The organism is Lentzea xinjiangensis (assembly GCF_900110955.1).
GTDB lineage: Bacteria > Actinomycetota > Actinomycetes > Mycobacteriales > Pseudonocardiaceae > Lentzea > Lentzea xinjiangensis.
This window is the reverse complement of the sequence record NZ_FOFR01000001.1, coordinates 561,089-584,056: the sequence shown is the minus strand read 5'-3', so window position 1 is coordinate 584,056 and position 22,968 is coordinate 561,089. Positions and strand designations below refer to the sequence as shown.

Below are 22,968 nucleotides of genomic sequence, written 5' to 3'. Positions count from 1 at the left end.
CGACCTCCGCATCCCTACTACCTCAATGAAACACGCCAGGTAGCGGTTGGTCACATAGAGTCACTCGAACAGCCCTACAGCTGAACGCCTACGAAGACGGGCTCCGGGTGCAGCTCTACGCCGAAGGCCGAGCGCACGCCGTCGCGCACCTCGCGCGCCAGCCCCAGCAGGTCCTCCGTGGAGGCGCCGCCGCGGTTGGTGAGCGCCAGCGTGTGCTTGTGGGACAGCGACACCCGGCCGCCCGGCCCCTGGTGCCCCTTGCGGAACCCGGCGCGCTCGATCAGCCACGCGGCGGAGAGCTTCCTGCGGCCGTGGCCCGCCGGGTAGGCCGGCACGTCGACGTCGGTGCCGAGGCGTTCGGCGACGCGGATCAGCACGCCGCTGAACGTCGAGTCGTCGACGATCGGGTTGGTGAAGAACGAGCCGGCGCTCCACGTGTCGTGGTCGGTGGCGTCGAGCACCATGCCCTTGCCGCGGCGCAGCTCCAGCACGGCCTTGCGGGCCTCGTCCGCGAGCACGCGATCACCTTGCGCCACCCCGAGAACCCGCGCCAGCTCGGCGTAGCGGATCGGCGCGGACATGCCGCCGGCGGTGAGCGAGAACCTGGTGCGCAGCACGACGGCGCTGTCCGTGTTCTTCAACACGCTGGTGCGGTAGGCGAGGCCGAGCTTGGCGGCGGGCACCTGGTGCACCTTGCCGCTGCGCCGGTCGAGCAGGTCGACCGACTGCAGCACCTGGGAGATCTCGACGCCGTACGCGCCGACGTTCTGCACCGGCGTGGCGCCGTTGAGGCCGGGGATGCCCGACAGGCACTCCAGGCCGCCGAGGCCCTGCGCGACCGCCTCGGCGACGACCGCGTCCCACTCCTCGCCCGCCTCGACGGTGAACTGGACGATGCCGCCGCCCAGCGGGTCGAGCCGGAAACCCTTGGTGGCGACGTGCACGACCGTGCCGTCGAAGCCGCCGTCCGAGATCACGAGGTTCGACCCGCCACCGAGCACGAGGACCTTCTCGTCGCCGGCGGCGTCGGCTGTGCGCACGGCTTCGACCAACTCGGCGGCGGTGGTGGCGTGGACGAACCGCGCGGCCGGTCCACCGAGTCGGAGCGTGGTGCGCTCGGCCAGAGGTACGGACTGCGTGGTGGTCACGGACGTCAACGGTAGCCTCCGCGACATGGCACGCCGCATCGAGCACCACACCACGTCACCCCATTCGGCGGAGAAGGTCTTCGGCGCGATGGTCGACGAGACCCACCTGCGGGACCGGTTGGCCGCGATCGGCGGCTCCGACGCCGAGCTCGTGACGTTCTCCAGCGTCGACGGCACCACGTCGTACCAGCTCAAGCAGGGTGTGCCCGCGGAGCACCTGCCCTCGGTGGCCAGGTCGCTGCTCGGCGGCGACCTCGTGGTCCAGCGCGTGGAGAACTGGGCGGCGGGCGCCGGCACGGTCGAGGTGACGATCAACGGCGTGCCCGGCCGGCTGGAGGGCGCGTTCACCGTCACCGACGACGGCACCGGGTCCAGGACCGCCCTCACGGGCGAGGTCAAGGTCAGCATCCCGCTGCTGGGCGGCAAGCTCGAGAAGGTGATCGCCGAGCAGGTCGCGGTCATGCTGGACAAGGAGAGCGAGTTCACGTCGGAATGGCTCGCAAACCGCGGCTAGCGGCAGGCCGGGCCCGCGCGCTCGGCCTGCCGACGCGGGGCACGACCAACCCGAACCGCCTGCGCAGGGTCGACCGGTGGATGACCGGCACGCTGTCGTCGCTGCTGGCGGAGGCCGCCGATCCGCTGGTGGTCGACCTCGGGTACGGCTCGTCGCCCATCACCACCGTCGAGATGGCCTCCCGGCTGCGCACGGTGCGCCCCGACGTGCGCGTGCTCGGGCTGGAGATCGACCAGGAGCGCGTCGACGCCGGCAAGGCCGTGGCGGACCCGCCGCTGCTCGACTTCCGGCGCGGTGGCTTCGAGCTGGCCGGCGCGCGCCCGGTGTTGTTGCGCGCGTTCAACGTGCTGCGCCAGTACACCGAGGAGCAGGCGTTCGAGGCGTGGGACACGATGCTGTCCCGCATGGCTCCCGGCGGGCTGGTCGTCGAGGGCACGTGCGACGAGATCGGCCGCCGGTGCACGTGGGTGGCGCTGGACGGCGACGGACCACGGACGTTCACGCTCGCGTGCAAGCCCTCCGCGATCGAGACGCCCGGCGACATCGCCGAGCGGCTGCCCAAGGCCCTGATCCACAAGAACGTGCCGGGCGAGCGGGTGCACGCGCTGCTGGCCGAGCTGGACGCGTGCTGGGCCACCGCGGCCCCGTTCGCGCCGTTCGGGCCGCGTGCGCGGTGGGTGGAGTCGGCGCGGTTGCTGGCCGGGCGCGGCTGGCCGGTGCTCGACGACCGGCGGCGGTGGCGGCTCGGGGAAATCACGCTCGATTGGGCCGCCGTCGCACCCTAGGGTGGAGCTCGTGGACTTCGTCGCTCAGCTCGAGACCCAGGCTTCGTCGATGCGTTCGGCCGCTCTGAAGGCGGGCCAGGACGCCCCGGTCCCCTCCTGTCCCGAGTGGACGGTGCTGGACCTGGTCCGGCACCTGGCCGAGGTGCACACGTGGGCGGCGCAGGCCGTCGTCACCGCACCCGAGGCCGGTCGTCCGAAGTGGCCGGAGGGCCCGCGGGACTTCGACGAGCTGCTCTCCTGGTGGGACAACGGGCTGTCGCTGCTCGTCACGCGGCTGCGCGAGACTCCCGCGGACCGTCCCGCGTGGACGTTCCAGGGGCCTCAGCTCGCCGGCTTCTGGGCGCGCAGGCAGGCGCACGAGACCTCGATCCACCGCCTGGACGCCGAGCTCGCCACCGGCCACGAGCTGCCGTCGCTGGTGTTCGACCCGGAGTTCGCCGCGGACGGCATCGACGAGTACCTCACCGTCCTGGTGCCCAGGCGGCTGGAGCTGGGCAGCGTCGTCGGCGCGACGGGCCGGGTGCTCGTGCACGCGGCCGACGCGGGCCGCGCGTGGGAGCTCCGGCTGACCGCCGGCGAGCCGCTCGTCGTCACCGGCGTGCGGGACGCGGCCTTCGACGAGGACGCCACCCTCGCGGGCACCGCCGACGCGGTCTACCGGGCGCTCTACGGCCGCCCGAACCACGCGATCGTGACCGGCGAGGAGTCCCTGTTGGCGGCGCTGCCCACGCCGTGAATACTTCTGCGGCGTGCCATCGCCCGAGCGTCGCTACGTGATCACCTTCGGCTGTCCCGACCGCACCGGCATCATCGCGAGGATCTCGTCGTTCCTCGCGGAGAACGGCGGCTGGATAGTCGAGGCCGCCTACCACACGGACCCGGAGACGGGCTGGTTCTTCACCCGTCAGGAGGTCCGCGCGGACTCGCTGCCCTTCGGCGTGGACGAGCTGCGCACCCGGTTCGCCGAGGTGGCGCACTCGCTGGGCGCGCAGTCGACGTGGACGGTGACCGACACGGGCGCGCGCAAGCGGGTGGTGATCCTCGTGTCGAAGGAGGGTCACTGCCTCTACGACCTGCTGGCCCGCGTGGCGACCGGCGAGCTCGACGTCGAGGTGTCCGCCGTCATCGGCAACCACCCCGAGCTCGGCGACATCACCCGCGCCCACGGCATCCCGTTCCACCACGTGCCGTTCCCGTCGAACGACCCGGAGGGCAAGCAGGCGGCGTTCGGCCGGCTGCGCGCCCTGGTGGAGGACCACGACCCGCACGCCGTCGTCCTGGCCCGCTTCATGCAGATCCTGCCGCCGGAGCTGTGCGCGGCCTGGTCCGGCCGCACGATCAACATCCACCACAGCTTCCTGCCGTCGTTCATCGGCGCCCGCCCCTACCACCAGGCGCACCGGCGGGGCGTGAAGCTGGTCGGCGCGACGTGCCACTACGTGACGGCGGACCTGGACGCCGGGCCGATCATCGAGCAGGACGTGCTGCGCGTGCACCACGGCGACTCCGTGGCGGACATGGTGCGCAAGGGCCGGGACATCGAGAAGGTCGTGCTGGCGCGCGGGCTGCGGTGGCACCTGGAGGACCGGGTGCTGGTGCACGGCAACCAGACGGTGATCTTCTGACTCACCCGGGCTCCGGGGGGATGCGCGGATGACGGAGAACGAGAGCGGGCACGGGTGGCGGTGGCTGCTGCCCATCAGCCTCGCCGCCGACGTGTCGGCGGTGCTTGCGGTGCTGTCCGGATCGGCGTCGACGGCGGCGCTGGTGATCGGTGTCGTCACGCTGCTGATCGGCGTCGGCCTGGTGGCCGCGAAGATCGGCAAGCCGGTCGACAAGGTGGTCGTCCTGGCGGTCGCCGGGATCATCGCGGGCACGGCGACGGTCACGGCCGTCACCACCAGGGCCTTGACGGCCACCACCGCCCGAGCGTCGGACACGACCACCTCCACCACCGGCACCACTGGCACCACTGGCACCACTGGCACCACGGGCACCACGGGCACCAGCTCATCGACCACCACCGCCACCACCACCGCGGCGGCACCGTCGGAAGACGCACCCGGCATCCAGCGGACGAGCAAGGACAAACCGATCCAGCTCACGGACGGCTACGGGGTCGACCTCGACTCGAAGGCGCTGGACTGGGGTGCGGCGAGGACGTCTTCGCCGGACGCGTCCAAGCACGACCTCAAGTACGACGGTTCGTACCTCTGGGCCTCGAAGGACCTCGCGCCGGTCAAGGCCGACGCGACCCTGGAGGACTGCATCACCGCGGGCTACGACCACGTCGCGAGGTACGAGGAGGTCACGACCGGCGCCACCTTCTGCGTGAAGACGAACGGCAAGTCGATCGCCCGTGTGCACCTGGCCAACGTGGTCCCAGGCGATGTGCTGGCGCTGGACGTCCTGGTGTGGACGCCGCGGCCCTGAGTTCCCGCCGGTCATCCGCGGATCCCGGGGCCAGGGGATCCGCCCGAGGCATAGGCTTTTCGGCGTGCGGATCGAAATCACCGACCTGGACCAGCTTCGGGCAGCGCCTGACCTGCGCAAAGCCGTCATCATCGGGCTGGACCTCACTCGCGAGGACGTGCGGGTGCCGCTCGACGGCGCCCTGCTGCTCGGGTGCACGCTCAGCGAGACCATGCAGCGCCGGGCGGACGCCGCGGGCGCGTTGATCTTCCCGGTGATCCCGGACGTGCCCTACGAGGTGTACCGGTCCTCGCTCTACACGCCGGAGGAGCTGTTCGCGGGCTTCGACCCGGCCGACCCCCAGTCGTACGCGGACACCCCGGACGCCGTCATCTACCGGCACAGCAAGCAGCAGGGCCACCACCCCGACCCGTTGCACGCGCTGTCCGAACGCCTGCACGACCACTCGATCACCGAGGCCCTCGACGAGGCGCTGACGGGCTCACCGGTCGCGGTCATGGGCGGTCACGCGCTCGCCCGCGGCTCAGCGGGCTACCGCAACGCCGTCGAACTCGGCGCCGCGCTGGGCAGGGCCGGCTTCACCGTGCTGACCGGCGGCGGACCGGGCGCGATGGAGGCGGTGCCGCTCGGCGTGCGGCTCGGCGAGGCGGACACCGACGTCCTCGACGCCATCGCGCGGGCCCCGTCGTTCGGCCATGACGACGAGTCGATCGGCCGGTGGCTCGCGGTGTTCCCGGAGCTGCCGAGCTCCGGCACCCCGCGCACGATCGGCATCCCGACCTGGTTCTACGGCCACGAGCCGCCCAACCCGGCCTGCGAGCTGCACGCCAAGTACTTCGCGAACTCGGTGCGCGAGGAGGGCCTGCTGACGGTCGCGACCGGCGGCATCGTCTACACCCCCGGCAAGGCGGGCACGGTCCAGGAGGTCTTCCAGGACTTCACGCAGAACTACTACGGCAGCGTCGGGCCCGCCGCGCCCATGGTGTTCCTGGGCAGGGACTTCTGGACCGACGAGGTCCCGGCCGCACCGCTCGTGCAGAAGCTCGCGGCCGGTCGGGAGGCCGAGCAGTGGATCCTCGTCACCGACGAGGTCGACGAGGCGGTCGAGCTACTCGCCAAGTACGCGAGCCAGATCGGGTAGGACCTCCGCGCCGGGCAGCTTCACCAGCACGTCGCCCGGAACCAGAATCTTGCTGCCGCGGATGCCGCTGCCCACGACCAGTTCGGGGGCGGCGGCCACCTCCGGCGACACCAGGACCGGCCAGCCCGCGGGCACACCGATGGGCGTGATGCCGCCGTACTCCATGCCGGTCAACGCGACGGCCTCGTCCATCGGCGCGAACGACGCCTTGCGCGCGTCGAGGCGTTTGCGGATGACGCCGTTCACGTCGGCGCGCATGGTGGCCAGCACCATGCAGGCCGCGTAACGGATCTCACCGCCGCGCTTGCCCGCGACGACCACGCAGTTCGCCGAGGCCTCCAGGGGCGAACCGTAGTGCGCGCAGAACTCGGCGGTGTCGGCGAGGGTCGGGTCGATCTCGGCGACCGCGACGCGGTCGGCGCCGTCCAGCTCCCTCAGCGCGGCCGCGACCGGTTCGGGCACGAGGTCGAGGCGCGAGAGGACCGGGACGGGTTGCAGCGATCCAGCGATGTTCCACACACCGGCCATCCTGCCAAACGCCGGTTGACCTTGACGCTGCGTCAACCCCTACCGTCGAGGACGAAGCGCGGAGGGAGGACCGGGATGGCCTGGTCGATCGCCCAGGTGGCACGGATGTCGAAGGTGACGTCCAGGACGCTGCGGCACTACGACTCGATCGGGCTGCTGCCGCCTGCCTGGATCGGCGCCAACGGCTACCGCTACTACGAGAAGGAGCAGGTGCACCGCCTGCAGCAGATCCTGCTGCTGCGCGAGCTGGGCCTGGGCCTCGACGTGGTGGCGGAGATGCTGAACGGCACGGACCAGCTGACGGTCCTGCGCAACCACCACCGGTGGTTGCAGGCCGAGAGGCAGCGGCTGGACCGGCTCGCCACCACCGTCGCGCGGACGATCCACGAACTGGAAGGAGGGGACGAGGTGAAGCTCGAAGAGCTGTTCGACGGCTTCGACGCGGCGAAGCAGGAGCGCCACGAGGCCGAGCTGGTCGAACGCTACGGCGAGGGTGCCGCGGGGCACATCGCCGAGAGCAAGGAGAAGATGAAGGGCTGGACGCGTGCCGACGCGGACCGGTTCATGGCCGAATGGCGGGACATCGCGCACAAGCTCGGCGTGCTGTTCGTCGCGGGCACGGCGATCGACGCTCCCGAGACGCAGGAGCTGGTCGACCGCCACTACCGCTGGATCTGCCTGAGCTGGACGCCGGACCGGGATTCCTACCAGGGCCTCGGCGACCTCTACGTCGACTCGGACGAGTTCCGGGCCAACTTCGAGGTCAACGGCGACAACATGGCCCAATGGGTGCGCGACGCCATGGCGCACTACGCCGGGACGCGCCTGTAGAGCGGTGCCGGGAGCTGCAGATCCCGGCCCTCAGCCCAGGCCGAAGGCCTTCAGGGCCTCCCGGTTGAACGCCGGCAGGTCGTCGGGGTTGCGGGACGTCACGAGCGTCCAGCCGTTCATGTCGCAGACCCGGACCTCCTGGTCGGCCCAGTCGCCGCCCGCGTTGCGGATGTCGGTCCGCAGGCTCGGGAACGAGGTCAGCATCTTGCCGCGCACCACGTCCGCCTCGACCAGCAGCCACGGCCCGTGGCAGATGGACGCGATCGGCTTGCCCGCCGCCACCAGGTCCTTCACCAGCCGCACGGCGTCGGCGTCCATCCGCAGGAAGTCGGCGTTCGCGACGCCGCCGGGGATGACGGCACCGTCGTAGTCGTCGGCTGAGGCGTCGGCGTACGTCCCGTCGACGGGGAACGAGTCGGCCGGCGTGAGGTGGTGGAAGCCGCGCACCTCACCGAGCTTCGGCGCGAGCAGGCGCGGCACCCCGCCGGCCTTCTCGACGTGCGACCACGGGTCGGTGAGCTCGACCTGCTCGATGCCCTCCGTGTCGACCAGGAATGCGATCTTCTTCTGTTCAGCCATGAACGTCGGCTACCCGCCGAGGAACTCGGCCAACCTGCGCCGGAGCTCCGCGCGGTGGGTGATCATCGGTGCCGGCGAGCCGATCAGCCACAGGTCGCCGCGCGGGAACGCCGCGGCGGTGGCCTTCGCCACGTCCTCGGGGTGCAGCGGGTCGCCCACGGCCCCGATGACCAGCACCGGGATCGACACGGCCGCCAGCGAGGAGGCGTCGGCGACGGCGACCTGGCCCGGTAGCTGCTCGGCGGCGGCCTCCAGGCGGGTCAGCGCGGCCCTGCGCTCGGCGACGTAGGCCGGTGGGCCGGTGGTCAGGTCGGAGAGCTGCCGCAGCGTGAACGGTGGCCGCGGCTGGTCCAGCACCGCGGGCAGCAGCAGCGCCACGCGGCGGAAACGGCCGGGGTGCAGCGAGAGCAGCCGGACCAGCGCACCGGCGCCCAGCGAGACGCCGATGGCCTGGTCGGCGGGAACCGTGCCGAGGTCGGCCGCGATGCGGCCGTAGTCCCAGTAGCCGGGCGGGGCGTCCGGGGCGTCGCCGTGCGACGGCAGCGTCACCACCACACGGGTGCCGGGCAGCCCCGAGGCCGGGATGCGCGCCTCGCCCGGGGTGGCGCCGAGCCCGTGGGCGACCAGCGTCACCGGTGAGCCGGAGCCGTAGGAGGTCGTGATCACCAGCGGGGGCCGCGCTGGACCTCGATCAGCTTCGGGCGCACGTCGACCATGTACACGAGCACCGCGATGAGGCCGGCGAGCCAGAAGATCGACCCGACGCCGCCGGGCGAGAACAACAGCATCGCCGCCGTCCCGCCACCGGTGATGCCCAGCCAGGCCGGCTTGGTCATGCGCTCGATCGCGGTGTAGGCGTCCACGCGCTGGGTCAGCGCGTGGAAGAACGCGAACAGCCCCAGGATGCTGAACCCGAGGTCGAACACGAAGTACACGACGGTGTCGAGGTACCAGATGCTGAAGATCGGGATTTGGAACACGCACCCAGACTACGTGCCGGTACGGCGGGAGGGGAGCAGCCCCGTGCGGACTGCTCCCCTCCCGCCGGCGAGCTAGACCCGGCTCACTTGGTGGTGTCGGTCGTGGGCGTGGTCTTCTTCGCGGCCGGGGTGGCGGCGCGGGTCGTCGTCACCGGCTTGCGCGGCGCGGTGCGGTTCGCGGCCTTGCGGGTGGTGCTGCGGACCTCGTGCGCGGCGTCGCCACCGACCTCGACGATCTCCTCGGCGAGCTTCTCGGCGCCGTCCTCGACCTGGCTCGCGACCTTCTCGCCGACCGAGCGGGTGCGGCGGGTCACCTTGCCGAGCACGTCGTCGGCGAGCACGCGGGCGTCGGCGGCAGCGGTCCCGGCGCGCTTCTGCGCGACCCCGACGGCCTGCTCGACCTGCTCCACGGCCTGCTTCACCTGCGGCTTGGCCTTGATCTGCTCCAACGTCTGCTCGCCCTGCTCCGCGAGGTAGCTGTACAGGTTCACCGCCGAGGCGGTGTAGGCGTCGACCAGCTTCTTCAGCTCGGCCGGCTGCAGCTTCTCGCGCAGGTCGCCCAGCTCGACGGGCAGGTCCTTGGCCTGGGTGCGGGCCTCCTCGGCGCGCTCCTTGGCCTTGGTGAGGGCTTCGACGACCGCCTTGGCGGCGAGGTCACCGGCGCCGAGGGCGGCGAGCAGCGCCTGGCGCGCGGCGTGCGCGCCCTGCTCGGCGGCCTTGCGGACGTCTTCCTGGGTGAGCTTCGGCATGGGGATCAGTCCTCCTGGTTCTTGGCGGAGTTCTCCCGCCTGAAAGAGTGGTAGACGTCGAGCAGCACCTGCTTCTGCCGCTCGGTCAGTTCGGTCGCGGCGACGATGGCGTCCGCCAGCGCGCCGCCTTCGCGCTGCTGGAGGATCCCGGCCTCGACGTAGAGCGCCTCGGCCGAGATGCGCAGGCCCTTGGCGATCTGCTGGAGGATCTCGGCGCTCGGCTTGCGCAGTCCCCGCTCGATCTGGCTGAGGTAGGGGTTCGAGACACCCGCCTGCTTCGCCAGCTCGCGCAACGAGATCTTCGCGCTGTTGCGCTGCTCGCGGATGTACTCACCGATGTTGCGGCCCAGGTCCGCGACCGCCTTGTCGATGGGCTTGTCCACTGTTCCCGCTCCCGTTCCTCGTACCACCACCACGGTAGCGACGGGTGCTAGCAGTTGCAAGCGGGCTGCTAGCAAGCCTGCGTGTGCTCCGCCACAGGACTACCGTGGTGGGTGACATGGACGACGCCGGAGTCCTGCGCGCCGAGCTGGCGGACCACCTGCTCGGCGATGGCGTGCTGCACGACTCCAAGTGGCTCAAGGCTTTCCGCTCGGTGCCGCGGCACGAGTTCCTGCCGCGCTTCTACCGCCAGCGGCACGACGGCGACTGGGAGCGGATCACCGCGGCGCACCCGGACTGGTTGCGGCTCGTCTACACCGACCGCGTCTGGGTTACCCAGTTCGACGGCGACGACACGGTGACCGGCGGCACACCGACCTGCTCGTCGAGCATGCCCACGATCATGGCGATCATGCTGGAGGCGCTGGACGTCCACACCGGGCAGAAGGTGCTGGAGGTCGGCACCGGCACCGGCTACAACGCGGCCCTGCTCTGCCACGCCGTCGGTTCGGCGAACGTCACCACGGTCGACGTCGACCCGGCGCTGTCCCGGCGCGCCCGCGAACGCCTGCGCGCCAACGGGTTCTCCCCGACGTGCGTCACGGGCGACGGCGCGCTCGGCCATCCGGGGGGCGCGCCGTACGACCGCGTGCTCGCGACCTGCTCCGTGGCACGCGTCCCACCGGCCTGGCTGGAGCAGACGAGACCCGGCGGGCTGGTCGTCACGACGCTGCACCGCCCGATCGGCGCCGGGCTCGTCCTGATCACCTCCCACGGCGACGGCACCGGCGAGGGCCGGGTGCTCGCGGAGGACGGCCGCTTCATGCCGATGCGCGCACACTCCCACCCGCCCGTGCGCACCGGTGACGGCGCGTTCGACCGCCGCACGACGAAGGTGCCGCTGACCACGGTGGTGGACCCGGTCAGCCCCTTCGAGTTCTTCGCCGGCACCGCGCTGCCGGGCGTCGTCGCGGGGCACGACTGGCTGGCCCACCCGGACGGTTCCTGGGTGCACCACCACGGCTCGCACGTCGACCAGGGCGGTCCCCGCCGGCTGTGGGACCTCGCGGAGCGGGCCCTCGCCGAGTGGCAGGACCTGGGCAAACCCCGCAGGCACCACTTCGGCGTCGAGATCGGGCCCGACGGCCAGTTCCTGACGCTCGGCGAGCTGCGCTGGCACCTGTGATCGAGAACGAAACGTCACGACACGGGTCACTGAATCGACCCCTGGCGGATGCGGTGCGCCATGATGCGTCGCATGTCCAGACTCCGGCAGCGGGCGCTGCTGGCCGGCTGCGTGCTGACGGCGTTGCTCGCGGCGGCCGGCCTGTTCGTGACCGACCACGGCATCAACCCGCACGTGTGGCTGATCGTGCTCACGATGGCGTTCCTGGGCCTCCTCGCCGCGCTCGACCCGTGGCTGCGGCGCAGGCACAACGCCGAGCTGAGCACCGACGAGCACCTCGACGCCGCGTGCCGGGCGCTCGCCACCGGCCTGCAGGCGCAGTGGAACGAGGAGGTGCACTCGCGCGGCCTCACCGAGCCGGACCTGCTCGACCTGCACTGGACGGCCGCCGAGCTGGACGTGAGCGCCGAGCCGGCCGCCCCGCCGGGACGCAGCGACGCCGTGGTGAGCGCGTTCCAGCGGCAGGTCAACCGCCGGATGGTGATCCTCGGCGAGGCGGGCACCGGCAAGTCGACGGTCGCGATGCTGCTGACGTGCGGCCTGCTGGACCGCTACGACGGCGGCATGGTGCCGGTGCTGTTGCCGCTGTCGACGTGGGACCCGGCGGTCGAGGACATCCGCACGTGGCTCAGCCGTCGGCTGTACGAAGACCATCCGGCGTTGCGCAACACCGAGCTGTACGGCAGCTACGCGGGCGACCTGCTGATCGAGCAGCATCGCGTGCTGCCCGTGCTGGACGGCTTCGACGACATCCCCGCGCACCAGCGCGCCGACGCTCTCGCCCGCATCTCCAAGGCGTTCGGGGTGACCCGGCCGCTGGTGCTCACCTCCCGCACCACCGAGTTCGCGCAGGCGGTCCACCTCGCCGGCCCGGTGCCGGGAGCCGACGTCGTCGAGCTGGCCCCGCTCGATCTCGACGAGGTCGCCGCGTACCTGCGGGCCAGTGCCGACAGCCGGGGCGCGGCGCGGTGGGAGCCGGTGTTCATCCACCTGCGCGAGGAACCGGACGGCAGGCTCGCGGACGCGTTGTCCACGCCGCTCACGATGTGGCTCGCCAGCATGGTCTACGCCGACAGCGAGGCCGAGCCGACGGAGCTGCTCGACCGCGGCCGGTTCCCGGACGCGCGGGCGGTCTCCGACCACCTCTGCGACGAGCTGGTGTCACGGGCGTTCGGCAACCGGGCGTTCGCCCACCACGCCAGGGCCAGCCAGGTCTGGCCACGCGACCGGGCCCGTCGCTGGCTCGAGTTCCTCGCCCACGAGATGCGCGACCGCGGCATCCGCGAGCTGGCCTGGTGGGAGCTGCGCCGGTCGGTCGGCAGGACGTGGCTCGCGGTGCTCGGCGCGCTGGTGCTGGGCGCGATCGGCGGGTTCGGCGTCGGCTGGCTGATGGCGTACTCGATCACGCCGTCGCTCGCCCCGGTCACCGGCCTGGTGGCGGGCATCGGTGTCGGCGCGGCCGCGCTGAGCGCGGCGCAGGAGCGCAAGACCAAGCCACGGCTGGGGATCTGGCGCAGCCTGCTGCTCGTGCCCGGCGTGCTCGGGCTGGCCGCGGGACTCGTGTTCGGCGCGCTGTACGGGCTGTCCGCCGGGCTCGTGGTCGGGCTCGGCCTCGCCGTCGCGGTCGCGCTGCGGTTCGCGTTGTCGAGCGCCACCGAGCTGTCGCAGGCCTCTAGTCCTCAGTGGACGATGGCGCGCGACCGGATCGCGGTCTGGACGGGATCCCTGGTGCTGGCCGTGGTCTTCGGCTCGGCGGCGGCACTGGTGTTCGGTCCCGGCCAGACCGGGATGGTCGGGCTGGGCCTCGCGTCCGGCCTGATGCTCGGGTTCGCGCTCGCCGTGCTGCACCTGCGCTGGTGGTGGTTCACCGTCGCGCGGATCTGGCTGGCGCTGCGCGGGAAGCTGCCCTGGGAGCTGATGGTCTTCCTGGAGGACTCGCGCAAGCTCGGCGTGCTCTGCCGGGCGGGAGCCTGCTACCAGTTCCGGCACGGACTGGTGCAGGACCGCCTGGCAGAGCACGAGACGACTACTCGGTCCGCAGGCCAAGTGCTCCGGTCGCCCTTCTCAGCGAGGGCAGCGTCAGAGCGGTGACCGCGAGCGTCAGACCCACCACGACCGCGGTGACGAGCCCTATGCCGGCCCAGTCGAAGGCGACACTGGACCCGGACACCCGCATCACCAGCACCCCGAGCCCGATGCCGGTGGCGAGCGACACGACCGTGGAGATCGCGAGCGGCAGCGCGTTCTGCCACAGCAGCGACCGGGCGAGCGTGCCACGCGGCACGCCGCTCGCCGCCATCACCGCGAGCGGCCTGCGCCGTTCCCGCACCTGTTCCAGTGCCACGACCAGCAGTGAGCCGGCGGCCACGAGCAACGTGAGCAGCGAGCCGGCCAGCAGCGCGCGGCGGATCACGCCGAACACCCGTTCCGCCTCGTTGGTGTCGTCCTGGCCGACGAAGTAGGTGTGCATCTGCCACGGGTAGGCCGCCAGGGCGTTGCGGGTGTGCTCCGCGACGTCGGGCACCGCGCCGTCGAGCACCGCGATCAGCTCGAACTGCTCCGCCCGCAGACCGCGTGCGGCCGCCGGGGTGACGACGAGGCCGGGACGGGTGCCCTCGACCGTCTCCACCGCCGGCACCGTCCACCTCTCGCCGGATTTCTTGATCGTCAGCACGTCACCGGCCTTCGCCTCCACCAGCCCGTTGGAGAACGGCACGACGTAGGCCTTCCCGTCCACGCAGTCCGGGACGGTCGCCTGCGAGCGCAACGCCTCGCACGAGGCGATGGTGACGACGACGTACTCGCCGGAGTTCAGCTCGCCGAACGTCCGACCGATCTCGTGGACGCCGTCCACACCGGCGGTCTTCTCCAGCGCCGCGGTGATGGCGCCGGGGTCCACGGCCGGGTCGGGGTTGATGGTCAGGTAGCTGAACGACGCCTCTTTCTCCTCGTTGGTCCGCACGTCCTGCTCCACACCCGCCAGGGTCATCTGCAACGTGACGGTGCCCGCGAGCACGACCGCCACGCCGCCCACGACGCGCGCCGCGGTTCCGCTGTCGAGCTGCAACCGGCGCACGGCCAGCTGCAGTGCCGGTGACCCGCCCCGCACCGTGAACACCACGCGTTCCACCAGCCACGGCAGCAGCACGGGGATGCCGAGCATCAGCAGCACGATCCCGGTCACCACCGGCCACGGGTCCGGCCGGGCGGTGGCGCTGAGCTCGCCGATCTGGCTGACGAGCAGTGCCACCCCGGCCGCCACCGGCACGAGCCGCCACCAGAGCCTGCGGCGCACCGGTTTCTGGTCCCTGACCACGCCCAGCGGCTCGATGATCGTGCGGCGCATCGCCACCAGTGACGTGACCACCGCAAGCACCGGCACCGCCACGACCACGGTGACCGTGAGCGCGGGCGCCGGCATGACGTCGCTCGAGAAGGTGGACAGCTCCGCGATGCTGATTCCGTTGACGGACGGCCGGACCGCGAAGAAGATCCCGAACCCGACCACGAGCCCCGCGAGCGCACCGGCGAGAGCCTCGCCGGAGGCGATCAGCCGCACCCTGCTCGCCGCAGCGCCGACCAGCCGCAGCGCTGCGAGCCTGCGGTCGCGCTGGGCCGCGGCGAGCCTCGTCGCGACCCCGACGAACACCAGCACCGGGAACAGCAGCACCACCAGGCCGACCACGCTGAGCAGCCACAGCACCGGGTTGAGCCCACCACCGTCGTTCGGGACGCCCCAGCCGTAGACGGTGTTGCCGTCCGGCTCCTCCTGGATCTTCGCGTCACCGGCGTAGAAGTGGAGCTCGTTCGGGTTCTGCAGGCCGGCCTGACCGATCGTGCCGATGACCTTCTGCGGGAAGCGCGGCTTGAGCAGCTCACCTCCAGGCGCGTCGAGCAGGGCCGCGAGCGCGGGCGACACGAAGATCTCGCCGTCACCCGGCACCCGGTCGATGCCGGGCGGCACGGGGGCCTCCGGCGACCGCGCCTTCAGGTACGAGCCGCGGATGTACTCGGAGCGGAAGGGGTGCCCCTGCTCGATCGCGAGCAGCGGCGCCGGGCCGGCGCCTTCGGTCACGGGGTTGCGCGCGTCCTGCCGGTCGTCCCGTGCCTCCATCACGCTCGGCAAGGACGCGGCGAACAGCAGCAACGCGACACCGAGGCCGATCCCCACGCCTTGGAGCGCGAGCCTCGCCCAGGACTTCCGGCTGCCCCCGACGGCCAGCCGGACCCCCAGGGCGAGGTCGCTCATCACCCGGTTCACCGGGCGAACTCCACGTCACGCGAACGACCGTCGCGCACCACGACCTCGCGGTCGGAGTAGGCGGCGACACGGGGTTCGTGCGTGACGAGCACGACGGCCGCACCGGTTTCCCGTGCCGCGGTCGTGAGCAGATGCATGACGCGTTCGCCGTTGAGCGAGTCGAGCGCGCCGGTCGGTTCGTCGGCGAAGATCACCTTCGGCCTGGTGACCAGGGCGCGGGCCACCGCGACGCGTTGTCCCTGGCCGCCGGAGGTCTCGCCGGGGCGCTGGTCGGCGACGCCGTCGACCTCCAGCCGGGCGAGCCAGTCCCTCGACGCGCGTTCGGCGTCCTTGCGCTTCATGCCGCTCAGGCGCAACGGCAGCGCCACGTTCTCCAGGCAGGTCAGCTCGGGGACGAGCTGGCCGAACTGGAAGACGAACCCGAACTCGGTGCGCCGCAGCTCGCTGCGCTTGCTGTCGTTCATCGCGGTCAGGTCCTGGCCGCTGTAGTGCACCGTGCCCTTGTCCGGCGGCAGGATGCCCGCGATGCAGTGCAGCAGCGTGGACTTGCCGGAGCCGGACGGCCCCATCACCGCGACGACCTCGCCCGCGCGGATCGAGATGTCGGCGCCGTCGAGCGCGTGGGTCTTGCCGAACGACTTGAACAGGCCTTCGGCCTTCAACAGGCTCATCGCGTGACCTCCACGGCCAGCTGGTCGAGGCGAGCGGCCGTGAGTTCCAGCCACCGCAGGTCGGCTTCGAGGTGGAACAGGGCGAAGTCGCAGATGAGCTGGTCGGCGAGGTCGCCGTCGACCTTGCGCTTCGTCAGCTCGCGCATGGTGGTGAGGTGCGCCGCGCGTTGCGCGTCGAGCACCTCCGTGGCGCTGCGGCCGGACAGCAGGGCCAGCACCACCTTGGCGTACAGGGTGTTCTGGAGGTACGGCTCCGGCTTCTCCGGAGTGCTCAGCCAGCGCTCCACGTCGGTGACGCCCGCGTCGGTGATGGCGTACCGCTTGCGCTCCGGGCCGTCGCCCGCCTCCACGCCCGCCTCGGTCACGAGACCGTTCTTCAGCAGCCTCGACAGGGTCGAGTACACCTGCCCGTAGTGCAACGGCCGGTCCTGGCCGAAGCGCTCGTCGTAGGAGCGCTTCAGGTCGTAGCCGTGCCTTGGACCGCCTTCAAGCAGGCCCAACAGTGCGTGTCCGATCGACATGAGGAGCACTATACACACGATGTATACATCGAGTGCATTCCTCGACGGCCTGACGGGCGGTAGCCGTGACGCCTACAGTGGTGGGGTGACTGGTCTGACTGTCGGCTGGGATCACGACGTCGAGCTGCTGCTCGACTTCCTGAACACTCGACAAGTACTGGACAGTGAAGCCTCCTGGCGCGCGTGGGTGACCGAGCGCGGCCTCGGGCGGAGCGGGGAACTCGCACAGGCGCGCGCCGCGCGAGCGGCGCTGCGGTCGTCCATCGAGGGCTCGTCAGGCCCCCGGACCGCGGCTGGCGTGGTCCACATCGAGCTGACCGGCGGCATTCCGGTGCTGTCCAGCCCGGACGCGGTCGGCACCGTGCTGGCCGCCTCCGCCCGGCTGGCCGTGCTGGGCTCCTGGGAGCGCTTCAAGATCTGTCCCGCCGACGACTGCCTGCGGGCGTTCTTCGACCGTTCCCGCAACCGTTCGCGCACGTGGTGCTCGATGCAGGTCTGCGGCAATCGCGAGAAGGCGCGCACGTTCCGAAAACGCACGCGCGCCCAGAACAAGCCTCAGAACAACGCGTTGGCCACGGTGTAGATCACCAGACCGGCGAGCGCGCCGACCACGGTGCCGTTGATCCGGATGAACTGCAGGTCCCTGCCGACCTGCAGCTCGATCTTGCGCGAGGTCTCCTCCGCGTCCCAGCGCTCGACGGTGTCGGTGATCAGCGTGGTGATCTCCGCACGGTAGTTCTCGACCACGTACCCGGCGGCCTGCTCCAGCCAGCCGTCGACCTTGGCGCGCAGCTCGGGGTCGTCGGTGAGGTTGGTGCCGAGGGTGACCAAGCCCTGCGTGACGCGCCTGCGCAGCTCGCTGGACGGGTCCTCGGCGGCGTCGATGAGCATCTTCTTCGCCGTGCCCCACGCGCTGTCGATCAGCTTCTGCACGTCGGGGTGGCCGATGACCTGCTGCTTGACCTGCTCGGCCTTCTGCATGGTGGCCTCGTCGGACTGCATGTCCGCGGAGAACTCGAGCAGGAACTGGTCCACGGCGAGGCGCATCGGGTGGTTGACGTCGGTCTTGACCGCCCAGGCGAAGTTGACCAGCTCGGTGTGGACCTTGTCGCCGAGCAGCGCGTCGACGAACTTGGGCGACCAGGTGGGCGCGCGCTCGGTGACGATCAGGCTGACCTTGTCGTAGTTGTCCCGCACCCATTCGTAGGCGCGGTCGCACATCAGGTCGACGAGCTTGTGGTGCGCGCCGTCGGTGAGCACCTGGCCGAGCAGCTTGCCCAGCGGCGGGCCCCAGGGCTTCGCGGTCACCCGCTTGACGATCGCGTGCTCCACGACGGCCTGGACCTCTTCGTCCTTGAGCACGGTGATCGCGCCCTTCAGGACGTTCGCCAGCTCGGTCGTGATGCGTTCGGCGTTCTCCGGCTGCTTGACCCACGCGCCGGCCCGTTGCGCGATGCCCGCCCGCCGGAGCTTGTCCTGCACGATCTCAGGGCTCAGGAAGTTGACGCCGACGAAGTCGCCGAGCGTCTTGCCGAACATGTTCTTGCGGGTCGGGATGATCGCCGTGTGCGGGATCGGCAGGCCCAGGGGCCTGCGGAACAGCGCGGTGACGGCGAACCAGTCGGCGAGCGCGCCGACCATCCCGGCCTCCGCGGCGGCTCTTACGTAGCCCACCCACGCGCCCTCGAACGCGTGCGTGCCGAAGAAGATGACCGTCGCGCCGACGAGAAAGCTCGTCGCGACGACCTTCATCTTGCGCAGGTCCGTGCGCTTCTGCTGGTCAGCGGCGGTCAGTTGCTCCACGCCACCATTGTCCGTGAAGATTCGGCGTTGTGCGGGTACCAGCGCTAGTCCCCAGGTTGCAGCCGTTCACGTCGACCATCTTCGCGGAGATGACGGCGCTGGCCGGGCAGCACGACGCGGTGAACCTCGGTCAGGGCTTCCCCGACACCGACGGTCCCGCGTCGATGCTCGCGGAGGCCCAGTCCGCGATCGGCTCCGGGGTGAACCAGTACCCGCCGGGCCCCGGCATGCCGGTGCTGCGCCACGCCATCGCCACCCACCGGTCCCGGTACGGGCTCTCCTACGACCCCGACACCGAGGTCCTGGTGACCGTCGGCGCCACCGAGGCGATCGCGGCGTCGCTGCTGGCGCTGGTCGAGGCGGGCGACGAAGTGATCCTCATCGAGCCGTACTACGACTCGTACGCGGCCTCCGTGGCCATGGCCGGCGCGACGCGGGTGACCGTTGGCCTGCGCGAGGACGCGTCGGGCCGGCTGGCGCTCGACGTGGACGCCCTGCGCGCCGCCGTGACGCCGCGGACGCGGGCGGTCCTGGTCAACTCACCGCACAACCCGACCGGCACCGTCTTCCGCCGGGAGGAGCTCCAGGCCATCGCCTCGGTGTGCGTCGAGCACGACCTGCTGGCCGTCACCGACGAGGTCTACGAGCACCTGGTGTTCGACGGTCTGGCCCACGTCCCGCTGGCCTCGCTGCCCGGGATGGCCGAGCGGACGCTGTCGATCTCCGGCGCCGGCAAGACGTTCAACTGCACCGGCTGGAAGATCGGCTGGGTGTGCGGCCCCGCCGAGCTGGTCGGCGCGGTCCGCGCGGCCAAGCAGTTCATGACGTTCGTCGGCGGCGCCCCGTTCCAGCCCGCCGTGGCGCACGCCCTGACCGCCGAGCTGGACTGGGTCGACGGGCTGCGCGACTCCCTCGCCTCGAAGCGCGCGCGTCTGGCCGAGGGCCTGCGTGCGGCCGGTTTCTCCGTGCGGTCGTCCGAGGGCACGTACTTCATCTGCGCCGACGTCCGTCCTCTCGGTTACACCGACGGCCTGGCGTTGTGCCGTGACCTGCCCGCCCGGATCGGCGTCGCGGCCGTGCCCGTCCAGGTGTTCACCGACCGCCCGGCGGAGTGGCAGCACCTGATCCGGTTCGCCTTCTGCAAGCGGGACGCGGTGATCGACGAAGCCGTGGAGCGCCTCCACAAGCTGTAGTTGTCCACAGGTGTGGACTAGTTCCTCCACACCTGTGGACAAACCACTTTCGAGTGAGACCGGGAGCCCGGCCGCCGGGGTTCGACTCCAAACGGCATGGACTCGAACACTGAGGTTCTCGTGGGCTGGCGTTCCGGTTCGCACGGCTGGGACGCCCTCGTCGAACGCTACTCCCGCCTGGTCTGGTCGGTGCCCAGATCGTTCCGGCTGAGCCACGCCGATGCCGCCGACGTCTACCAGTGCACCTGGCTCTGCCTCGCCGAACACCTGACGCGGATACGGCGGCCGGAAGGGTTGGGCCTCTGGCTGGTCCGTACCGCCACTCGCCAGTCCATCGCCGTGGTGCGGGCTCGTGGCCGGGAGGTGCCGCTCGACCTCTGGGAGCCGGAGTCGCCGCTGCCCGCACCCGACGAGGTCGCGGTCACCACCGACCGGCAGCGGCGGTTGTGGACGGCGTTGACGACCTTGAACGAGCGGTGCCAGCGGCTGCTGCGCATCGCCGCCCACAGCCCGGAGCTGAGTTATGCACAGGTTGCGGAGACCCTGGGGATAAAGGTGGGGACAGTCGGTCCCACGCGCAGCCGGTGCCTCGCCGAGCTGCGGCGGAAGGTGGAGGGGCTGCGATGAGGGACCCGCTGCTCGACGAGCTCGCCGGCCTGTTCGGCTCGGACGTCCCGCCTCCCGCGCTGACGCCGTGCCCGACCGGGCTCGACCCGATGGCGGCCGTCCACGAGCCGGTCCGCGGCCCCTCCCGCCAGCTCGTGTTCCACGCCGGCGCGGGCCGCCTGCACCTGCAGCTCGATCCGGCGGACGCGGGAGTTCACCTCACCGGCGTCCTCGACGGCGAGGGCGTCTCGGTCGAGGTGCGCTCACCGGGCGGTGCCCTGGCGCTCCGGCCCGGTGCCGGGGGCTGGTTCCGCGCCGAGGTGCGACCGGGTCCGGTGTGCGTGACCGTTCCCGAGCTCGGCCTGACCACGGGGTGGTTCGTCGCATGAGCGCCAGCGCCGATCCCCTGACCACCATCGCGACCACCGAGGTGCGCGGAACCCCGGCCGAACGGGCCGGCGCACTGCACGACCTGAGCATCGCCCACGTCGAGCTCGGCCACCTCGACGTGGCCGCCCGGCTCGCCCGGCGCGGGCTGCGGCTCACCGGCGAGGCGCGGTTCCACCTGACGCTCGCGTGGATCGACCTCGACCGGGGCCGTCGGGAGCAGAGCCTGCGGCACCTGGACCTCGCGACACCACACCTGCGGAGACGGGAGCTGGCGAGAGCGCGGTGCCTGCGCGGGCTGCACCTGTGCCAGTCGGCCGAGCCGCGGCTGGCCGTCGCGGAGCTCACCGCGGTCATCGGGCAGCTGCGCAGGTACGGCGACGAGCGCTGGCTCGCCAACGCGTTGATCGGCCGCGGGATCGCCCGGTGCGCCGCGGCCAGGCTGGCCGCGGCCGACCGCGACTTCACCGCCGCGCAGGCGGTGCTGCGCTCGATCGGCGAACCGGGTCGCGCGGCGATGTGCCTGCACAACCGGGGGTTCGTCGCGATGCTCGCCGGCGACCTGCCGCTCGCCCTGCGCAGGTACGAGGAAGCGGCCGCGGCCGGCCTCGACTCGGCGAGCAGGCCGGAAGCGCTCGTCGACAGGGCGGAGGCGTTGCTCGCCGCCGGGCTCACCGCGGAGGCGCGCCGGGTGCTGGCGCCCGCGCTGGAGCTGCTGCGCCGGTGCAACCGGCACGTGCCGGAGCTGGCGGTGCTGAGCGCGCGGTGTGCGCTGCGCGCCGGCGACCCGGCACCCGCGCTCCGGATCGCGGACCGGGACGTCGAGTTCATGCTCGCCGCCGGACAGCTCGACGCCGTCGCGGCGCACCGGTTTCGCGGGCCGGTGCGGACGCGGGCGCTCGGGTGGCTCGCCCAGGCCCGCCGGTCGGACCGGCGGGGCGCGCTGGCGGCGTGCAGGGCCGGGATCAGGCTGCTCGACGAGCACCACGGCGACTGGCCGCGCCGTGAGCTGACCGGGCACGCGCTGGGGCTCGCCAGGACCGCGCGCGAGGTGCTGCACTGGTCGGAACAGCACCGCGTCCGCACGCCCCTGCCCCCCAACGAGCCCCGGCTCGCCGCCGCGCTCGCGAAGCTGCGGCGCGCCAGGGCGTTCGGGATGCCGCTGGAGGCGCTGGAGCGGGACGTCCGCAGGCTGACGCTCGCCGCCGGACGGCGCGGCGGCCGGGTCGCGGCCACGCCGCCGGACCTGCCGCTGGTCAGCTTCATCGCCCACGGAGGGCGGATGAGGGCGGTGACGGTGGTCGACGGGCGCGCCCGCGTGCGGGTGGTCGAAGATCCGGCGGAACTCGTCCGCACGGCCAGGCTCGCGCTGCGGGCGGGCCGCGACGTCGCGCTCGACCTCCTGCCGGAGGCCGACGAGGTCGTCGTGGTCCCGGACGGCGTGCTGCACGGGATGCCGTGGGCAGCGCTCGGCCAACGGGTGCACGTCGTCCCGTCGCTGCGGCATTGGCGGCCGACGGCTCGCGGCGGCCATCGGGTGTGGGTCGCCGGGCCCCGGTTGCCGAACGAGGAGGTGACGGCGCTGCGGGAGGAGCACGGCGGAGTGCTCGTCGAGCCCACCGTGGAGGCGACGCTGGCCGGGCTGGAGGGTGCCGGCATCGCGCACATCGCGGCGCACGGGCACGTCCACCCGGAAAATCCGTTGTTCTCCCACCTCGAACTGCGGGACGGCCCGCTGTACGGCTACGACATCGCGAGGATCGAGAACCCGCCCGAGGTCGTCGTGCTGTCCGCCTGCGAGTCGGGGCTGGCCCGCGCGTTCCTCGACGCCGGCAGCACGGCCGTGCTCGCCAGCGTGCTGCCGGTGCCGGACGCGCAGGTCGGCGCGGCCATGACCGAGGTCCACCGGCTCGTCCACCACCCGGTGCGGGCGGCCGGGGCCGTCGCCCACCTCGGTTTCAGCTGCTACGGCACCGGGACCACGGTGGCGGCGTGCAGGGCGGCCGCGAACGACGTGCCCGTGCAGAGCAGCTGCGCGGAACCCACCGTGGCCGGCACGTCGACCCCGGACACGACCACGTCCACCCAGGGCCCGTGCCCGGAGAAGGCAGCCGCGGCACCCACCGCCGTCACACCGGGCAGGGCGGCGGGCCACCACGGGCGGGACGAACCGCCGTTGCCCGCCGCGGCCACCACGTTGCGGCCGCACGACGCGAGGACCGGCGGGCACCTGTCGTCGAACGAGTAGGTGCCGGACGCGACCAGCACCAC

Annotated in this window: 25 protein-coding genes; 14 read left to right on the top strand and 11 right to left on the bottom strand. The window is 71.9% G+C overall.

Annotated features, from left to right (window positions below; translation table 11 throughout):
* Nucleotides 1–74 precede the first annotated feature (74 nt).
* Complete coding sequence (locus BMW88_RS02935; protein ID WP_245777531.1) at nt 75–1,175, bottom strand: UDP-N-acetylmuramate dehydrogenase; 1,101 nt, start codon at nt 1,173–1,175, stop codon at nt 75–77.
* Here BMW88_RS02935 and BMW88_RS02930 point away from each other — a divergent pair.
* From BMW88_RS02930 to BMW88_RS02905, 6 genes are all read left to right on the top strand, one after another.
* Complete coding sequence (locus BMW88_RS02930; protein ID WP_177220922.1) at nt 1,174–1,662, top strand: DUF2505 domain-containing protein; 489 nt, start codon at nt 1,174–1,176, stop codon at nt 1,660–1,662. The genes BMW88_RS02935 and BMW88_RS02930 overlap by 2 nt on opposite strands.
* The gene (locus BMW88_RS02925; protein WP_089948807.1) at nt 1,641–2,447 is read left to right on the top strand and encodes an SAM-dependent methyltransferase; all 807 of its coding nucleotides are present in this window, start codon (nt 1,641–1,643) and stop codon (nt 2,445–2,447) included. Before BMW88_RS02930 ends, BMW88_RS02925 begins: the two co-directional genes overlap by 22 nt.
* A gap of 10 nt (nt 2,448–2,457) precedes the next feature.
* Entirely contained in the window at nt 2,458–3,183 is a 726-nt protein-coding gene (locus BMW88_RS02920) for a maleylpyruvate isomerase N-terminal domain-containing protein (RefSeq protein WP_245777530.1), read from the top strand.
* Between the two features lie 37 nt (nt 3,184–3,220).
* A complete protein-coding gene (gene purU, locus BMW88_RS02915; RefSeq protein WP_245777529.1) occupies nt 3,221–4,072 on the top strand; it encodes a formyltetrahydrofolate deformylase in 852 nt (283 codons plus the stop codon).
* A gap of 28 nt (nt 4,073–4,100) precedes the next feature.
* Nucleotides 4,101–4,880 carry a hypothetical protein gene (locus BMW88_RS41625; protein WP_089948804.1) on the top strand — a complete coding sequence of 260 codons (780 nt, stop codon included), beginning with the start codon at nt 4,101–4,103 and terminating at the stop codon, nt 4,878–4,880.
* Nucleotides 4,881–4,944: 64 nt separating this feature from the next.
* On the top strand, nt 4,945–6,021 hold the full coding sequence (locus BMW88_RS02905; protein ID WP_089948802.1) for an LOG family protein: 1,077 nt from the start codon (nt 4,945–4,947) through the stop codon (nt 6,019–6,021).
* Here the strand turns inward: BMW88_RS02905 and BMW88_RS02900 are convergent.
* The gene (locus BMW88_RS02900; RefSeq protein WP_089948800.1) at nt 5,989–6,549 is read right to left on the bottom strand and encodes a YbaK/EbsC family protein; all 561 of its coding nucleotides are present in this window, start codon (nt 6,547–6,549) and stop codon (nt 5,989–5,991) included. The two genes, BMW88_RS02905 and BMW88_RS02900, sit on opposite strands and share 33 nt — an antisense overlap.
* A gap of 75 nt (nt 6,550–6,624) precedes the next feature.
* Between BMW88_RS02900 and BMW88_RS02895 the strand changes: the two genes are divergently transcribed.
* The gene (locus BMW88_RS02895) at nt 6,625–7,380 is read left to right on the top strand and encodes a MerR family transcriptional regulator (protein ID WP_089948799.1); all 756 of its coding nucleotides are present in this window, start codon (nt 6,625–6,627) and stop codon (nt 7,378–7,380) included.
* A gap of 30 nt (nt 7,381–7,410) precedes the next feature.
* Here BMW88_RS02895 and BMW88_RS02890 read toward each other — a convergent pair whose 3' ends face one another.
* The 5 genes from BMW88_RS02890 to BMW88_RS02870 form a co-directional block, all read right to left on the bottom strand.
* Nucleotides 7,411–7,959 (bottom strand): type 1 glutamine amidotransferase domain-containing protein, encoded by a 549-nt coding sequence (locus tag BMW88_RS02890; protein ID WP_089948797.1) that lies wholly within the window; start codon nt 7,957–7,959, stop codon nt 7,411–7,413.
* A gap of 9 nt (nt 7,960–7,968) precedes the next feature.
* On the bottom strand, nt 7,969–8,625 hold the full coding sequence (locus BMW88_RS02885) for an alpha/beta fold hydrolase (protein WP_245777528.1): 657 nt from the start codon (nt 8,623–8,625) through the stop codon (nt 7,969–7,971).
* Nucleotides 8,622–8,915 (bottom strand): DUF2516 family protein, encoded by a 294-nt coding sequence (locus BMW88_RS02880; RefSeq protein ID WP_089949447.1) that lies wholly within the window; start codon nt 8,913–8,915, stop codon nt 8,622–8,624. The genes BMW88_RS02885 and BMW88_RS02880 overlap by 4 nt, the downstream gene beginning before the upstream one ends.
* A gap of 107 nt (nt 8,916–9,022) precedes the next feature.
* Nucleotides 9,023–9,688 carry a hypothetical protein gene (locus BMW88_RS02875; protein ID WP_245777527.1) on the bottom strand — a complete coding sequence of 222 codons (666 nt, stop codon included), beginning with the start codon at nt 9,686–9,688 and terminating at the stop codon, nt 9,023–9,025.
* Nucleotides 9,689–9,693: 5 nt separating this feature from the next.
* Nucleotides 9,694–10,071 carry a helix-turn-helix domain-containing protein gene (locus tag BMW88_RS02870; protein WP_089948795.1) on the bottom strand — a complete coding sequence of 126 codons (378 nt, stop codon included), beginning with the start codon at nt 10,069–10,071 and terminating at the stop codon, nt 9,694–9,696.
* 116 nt (nt 10,072–10,187) lie between these two features.
* Here BMW88_RS02870 and BMW88_RS02865 point away from each other — a divergent pair, with 116 nt between their 5' ends.
* Nucleotides 10,188–11,255 carry a methyltransferase domain-containing protein gene (locus tag BMW88_RS02865; protein WP_089949445.1) on the top strand — a complete coding sequence of 356 codons (1,068 nt, stop codon included), beginning with the start codon at nt 10,188–10,190 and terminating at the stop codon, nt 11,253–11,255.
* 72 nt (nt 11,256–11,327) lie between these two features.
* Complete coding sequence (locus BMW88_RS02860) at nt 11,328–13,346, top strand: NACHT domain-containing protein (RefSeq protein ID WP_245777526.1); 2,019 nt, start codon at nt 11,328–11,330, stop codon at nt 13,344–13,346.
* On the opposite strand, the gene BMW88_RS02855 is transcribed toward BMW88_RS02860, so the two are convergent.
* Genes BMW88_RS02855 through BMW88_RS02845 form a run of 3 tightly spaced genes read right to left on the bottom strand, consistent with a single transcriptional unit; the run spans nt 13,282 to nt 16,708 of the window.
* Entirely contained in the window at nt 13,282–15,516 is a 2,235-nt protein-coding gene (locus tag BMW88_RS02855) for an ABC transporter permease (protein ID WP_089948792.1), read from the bottom strand. The genes BMW88_RS02860 and BMW88_RS02855 overlap by 65 nt on opposite strands.
* Nucleotides 15,513–16,187 (bottom strand): ABC transporter ATP-binding protein, encoded by a 675-nt coding sequence (locus BMW88_RS02850; RefSeq protein ID WP_089948790.1) that lies wholly within the window; start codon nt 16,185–16,187, stop codon nt 15,513–15,515. Before BMW88_RS02850 ends, BMW88_RS02855 begins: the two co-directional genes overlap by 4 nt.
* Nucleotides 16,184–16,708, bottom strand: a complete 525-nt coding sequence (locus BMW88_RS02845) for a PadR family transcriptional regulator (RefSeq protein WP_089949444.1) — start codon at nt 16,706–16,708, stop codon at nt 16,184–16,186. Before BMW88_RS02845 ends, BMW88_RS02850 begins: the two co-directional genes overlap by 4 nt.
* Before the next feature lie 85 nt (nt 16,709–16,793).
* On the opposite strand from BMW88_RS02845, the gene BMW88_RS02840 reads away from it, so the two are divergent.
* The gene (locus BMW88_RS02840; protein ID WP_245777525.1) at nt 16,794–17,291 is read left to right on the top strand and encodes a CGNR zinc finger domain-containing protein; all 498 of its coding nucleotides are present in this window, start codon (nt 16,794–16,796) and stop codon (nt 17,289–17,291) included.
* Here BMW88_RS02840 and BMW88_RS02835 read toward each other — a convergent pair.
* Complete coding sequence (locus BMW88_RS02835) at nt 17,264–18,511, bottom strand: DUF445 domain-containing protein (RefSeq protein WP_425434594.1); 1,248 nt, start codon at nt 18,509–18,511, stop codon at nt 17,264–17,266. The genes BMW88_RS02840 and BMW88_RS02835 overlap by 28 nt on opposite strands.
* A 29-nt stretch (nt 18,512–18,540) precedes the next feature.
* Here BMW88_RS02835 and BMW88_RS02830 point away from each other — a divergent pair, with 29 nt between their 5' ends.
* The 4 genes from BMW88_RS02830 to BMW88_RS02815 all read left to right on the top strand — a co-directional run bounded on the left by BMW88_RS02830 (nt 18,541) and on the right by BMW88_RS02815 (nt 22,945).
* Nucleotides 18,541–19,704, top strand: a complete 1,164-nt coding sequence (locus BMW88_RS02830; protein WP_089948788.1) for a pyridoxal phosphate-dependent aminotransferase — start codon at nt 18,541–18,543, stop codon at nt 19,702–19,704.
* Between the two features lie 96 nt (nt 19,705–19,800).
* The gene (locus tag BMW88_RS02825) at nt 19,801–20,331 is read left to right on the top strand and encodes an RNA polymerase sigma factor (protein WP_089948786.1); all 531 of its coding nucleotides are present in this window, start codon (nt 19,801–19,803) and stop codon (nt 20,329–20,331) included.
* A complete protein-coding gene (locus BMW88_RS02820) occupies nt 20,328–20,699 on the top strand; it encodes a hypothetical protein (RefSeq protein ID WP_089948784.1) in 372 nt (123 codons plus the stop codon). Before BMW88_RS02825 ends, BMW88_RS02820 begins: the two co-directional genes overlap by 4 nt.
* Nucleotides 20,696–22,945, top strand: a complete 2,250-nt coding sequence (locus tag BMW88_RS02815; protein ID WP_089948783.1) for a CHAT domain-containing protein — start codon at nt 20,696–20,698, stop codon at nt 22,943–22,945. The genes BMW88_RS02820 and BMW88_RS02815 overlap by 4 nt, the downstream gene beginning before the upstream one ends.
* Nucleotides 22,946–22,968 lie beyond the last annotated feature (23 nt).

Bases quoted from the DNA above. Each gene is read 5' to 3' on its own strand.
- BMW88_RS02865 (WP_089949445.1), top strand. From the start codon at position 10,188: ATGGACGACGCCGGAGTCCTGCGCGCCGAGCTGGCGGACCACCTGCTC.
- BMW88_RS02925 (WP_089948807.1), top strand. From the start codon at position 1,641: ATGGCTCGCAAACCGCGGCTAGCGGCAGGCCGGGCCCGCGCGCTCGGC.
- BMW88_RS02860 (WP_245777526.1), top strand. From the start codon at position 11,328: ATGTCCAGACTCCGGCAGCGGGCGCTGCTGGCCGGCTGCGTGCTGACG.
- BMW88_RS02850 (WP_089948790.1), bottom strand. From the start codon at position 16,187: ATGAGCCTGTTGAAGGCCGAAGGCCTGTTCAAGTCGTTCGGCAAGACC.
- BMW88_RS02815 (WP_089948783.1), top strand. From the start codon at position 20,696: ATGAGCGCCAGCGCCGATCCCCTGACCACCATCGCGACCACCGAGGTG.
- BMW88_RS02935 (WP_245777531.1), bottom strand. From the start codon at position 1,175: ATGTCGCGGAGGCTACCGTTGACGTCCGTGACCACCACGCAGTCCGTA.
- BMW88_RS02930 (WP_177220922.1), top strand. From the start codon at position 1,174: ATGGCACGCCGCATCGAGCACCACACCACGTCACCCCATTCGGCGGAG.
- BMW88_RS02825 (WP_089948786.1), top strand. From the start codon at position 19,801: ATGGACTCGAACACTGAGGTTCTCGTGGGCTGGCGTTCCGGTTCGCAC.
- BMW88_RS02895 (WP_089948799.1), top strand. From the start codon at position 6,625: ATGGCCTGGTCGATCGCCCAGGTGGCACGGATGTCGAAGGTGACGTCC.
- BMW88_RS02890 (WP_089948797.1), bottom strand. From the start codon at position 7,959: ATGGCTGAACAGAAGAAGATCGCATTCCTGGTCGACACGGAGGGCATC.
- BMW88_RS41625 (WP_089948804.1), top strand. From the start codon at position 4,101: ATGACGGAGAACGAGAGCGGGCACGGGTGGCGGTGGCTGCTGCCCATC.
- BMW88_RS02875 (WP_245777527.1), bottom strand. From the start codon at position 9,688: ATGCCGAAGCTCACCCAGGAAGACGTCCGCAAGGCCGCCGAGCAGGGC.
- BMW88_RS02820 (WP_089948784.1), top strand. From the start codon at position 20,328: ATGAGGGACCCGCTGCTCGACGAGCTCGCCGGCCTGTTCGGCTCGGAC.
- BMW88_RS02845 (WP_089949444.1), bottom strand. From the start codon at position 16,708: ATGTCGATCGGACACGCACTGTTGGGCCTGCTTGAAGGCGGTCCAAGG.
- BMW88_RS02900 (WP_089948800.1), bottom strand. From the start codon at position 6,549: ATGGCCGGTGTGTGGAACATCGCTGGATCGCTGCAACCCGTCCCGGTC.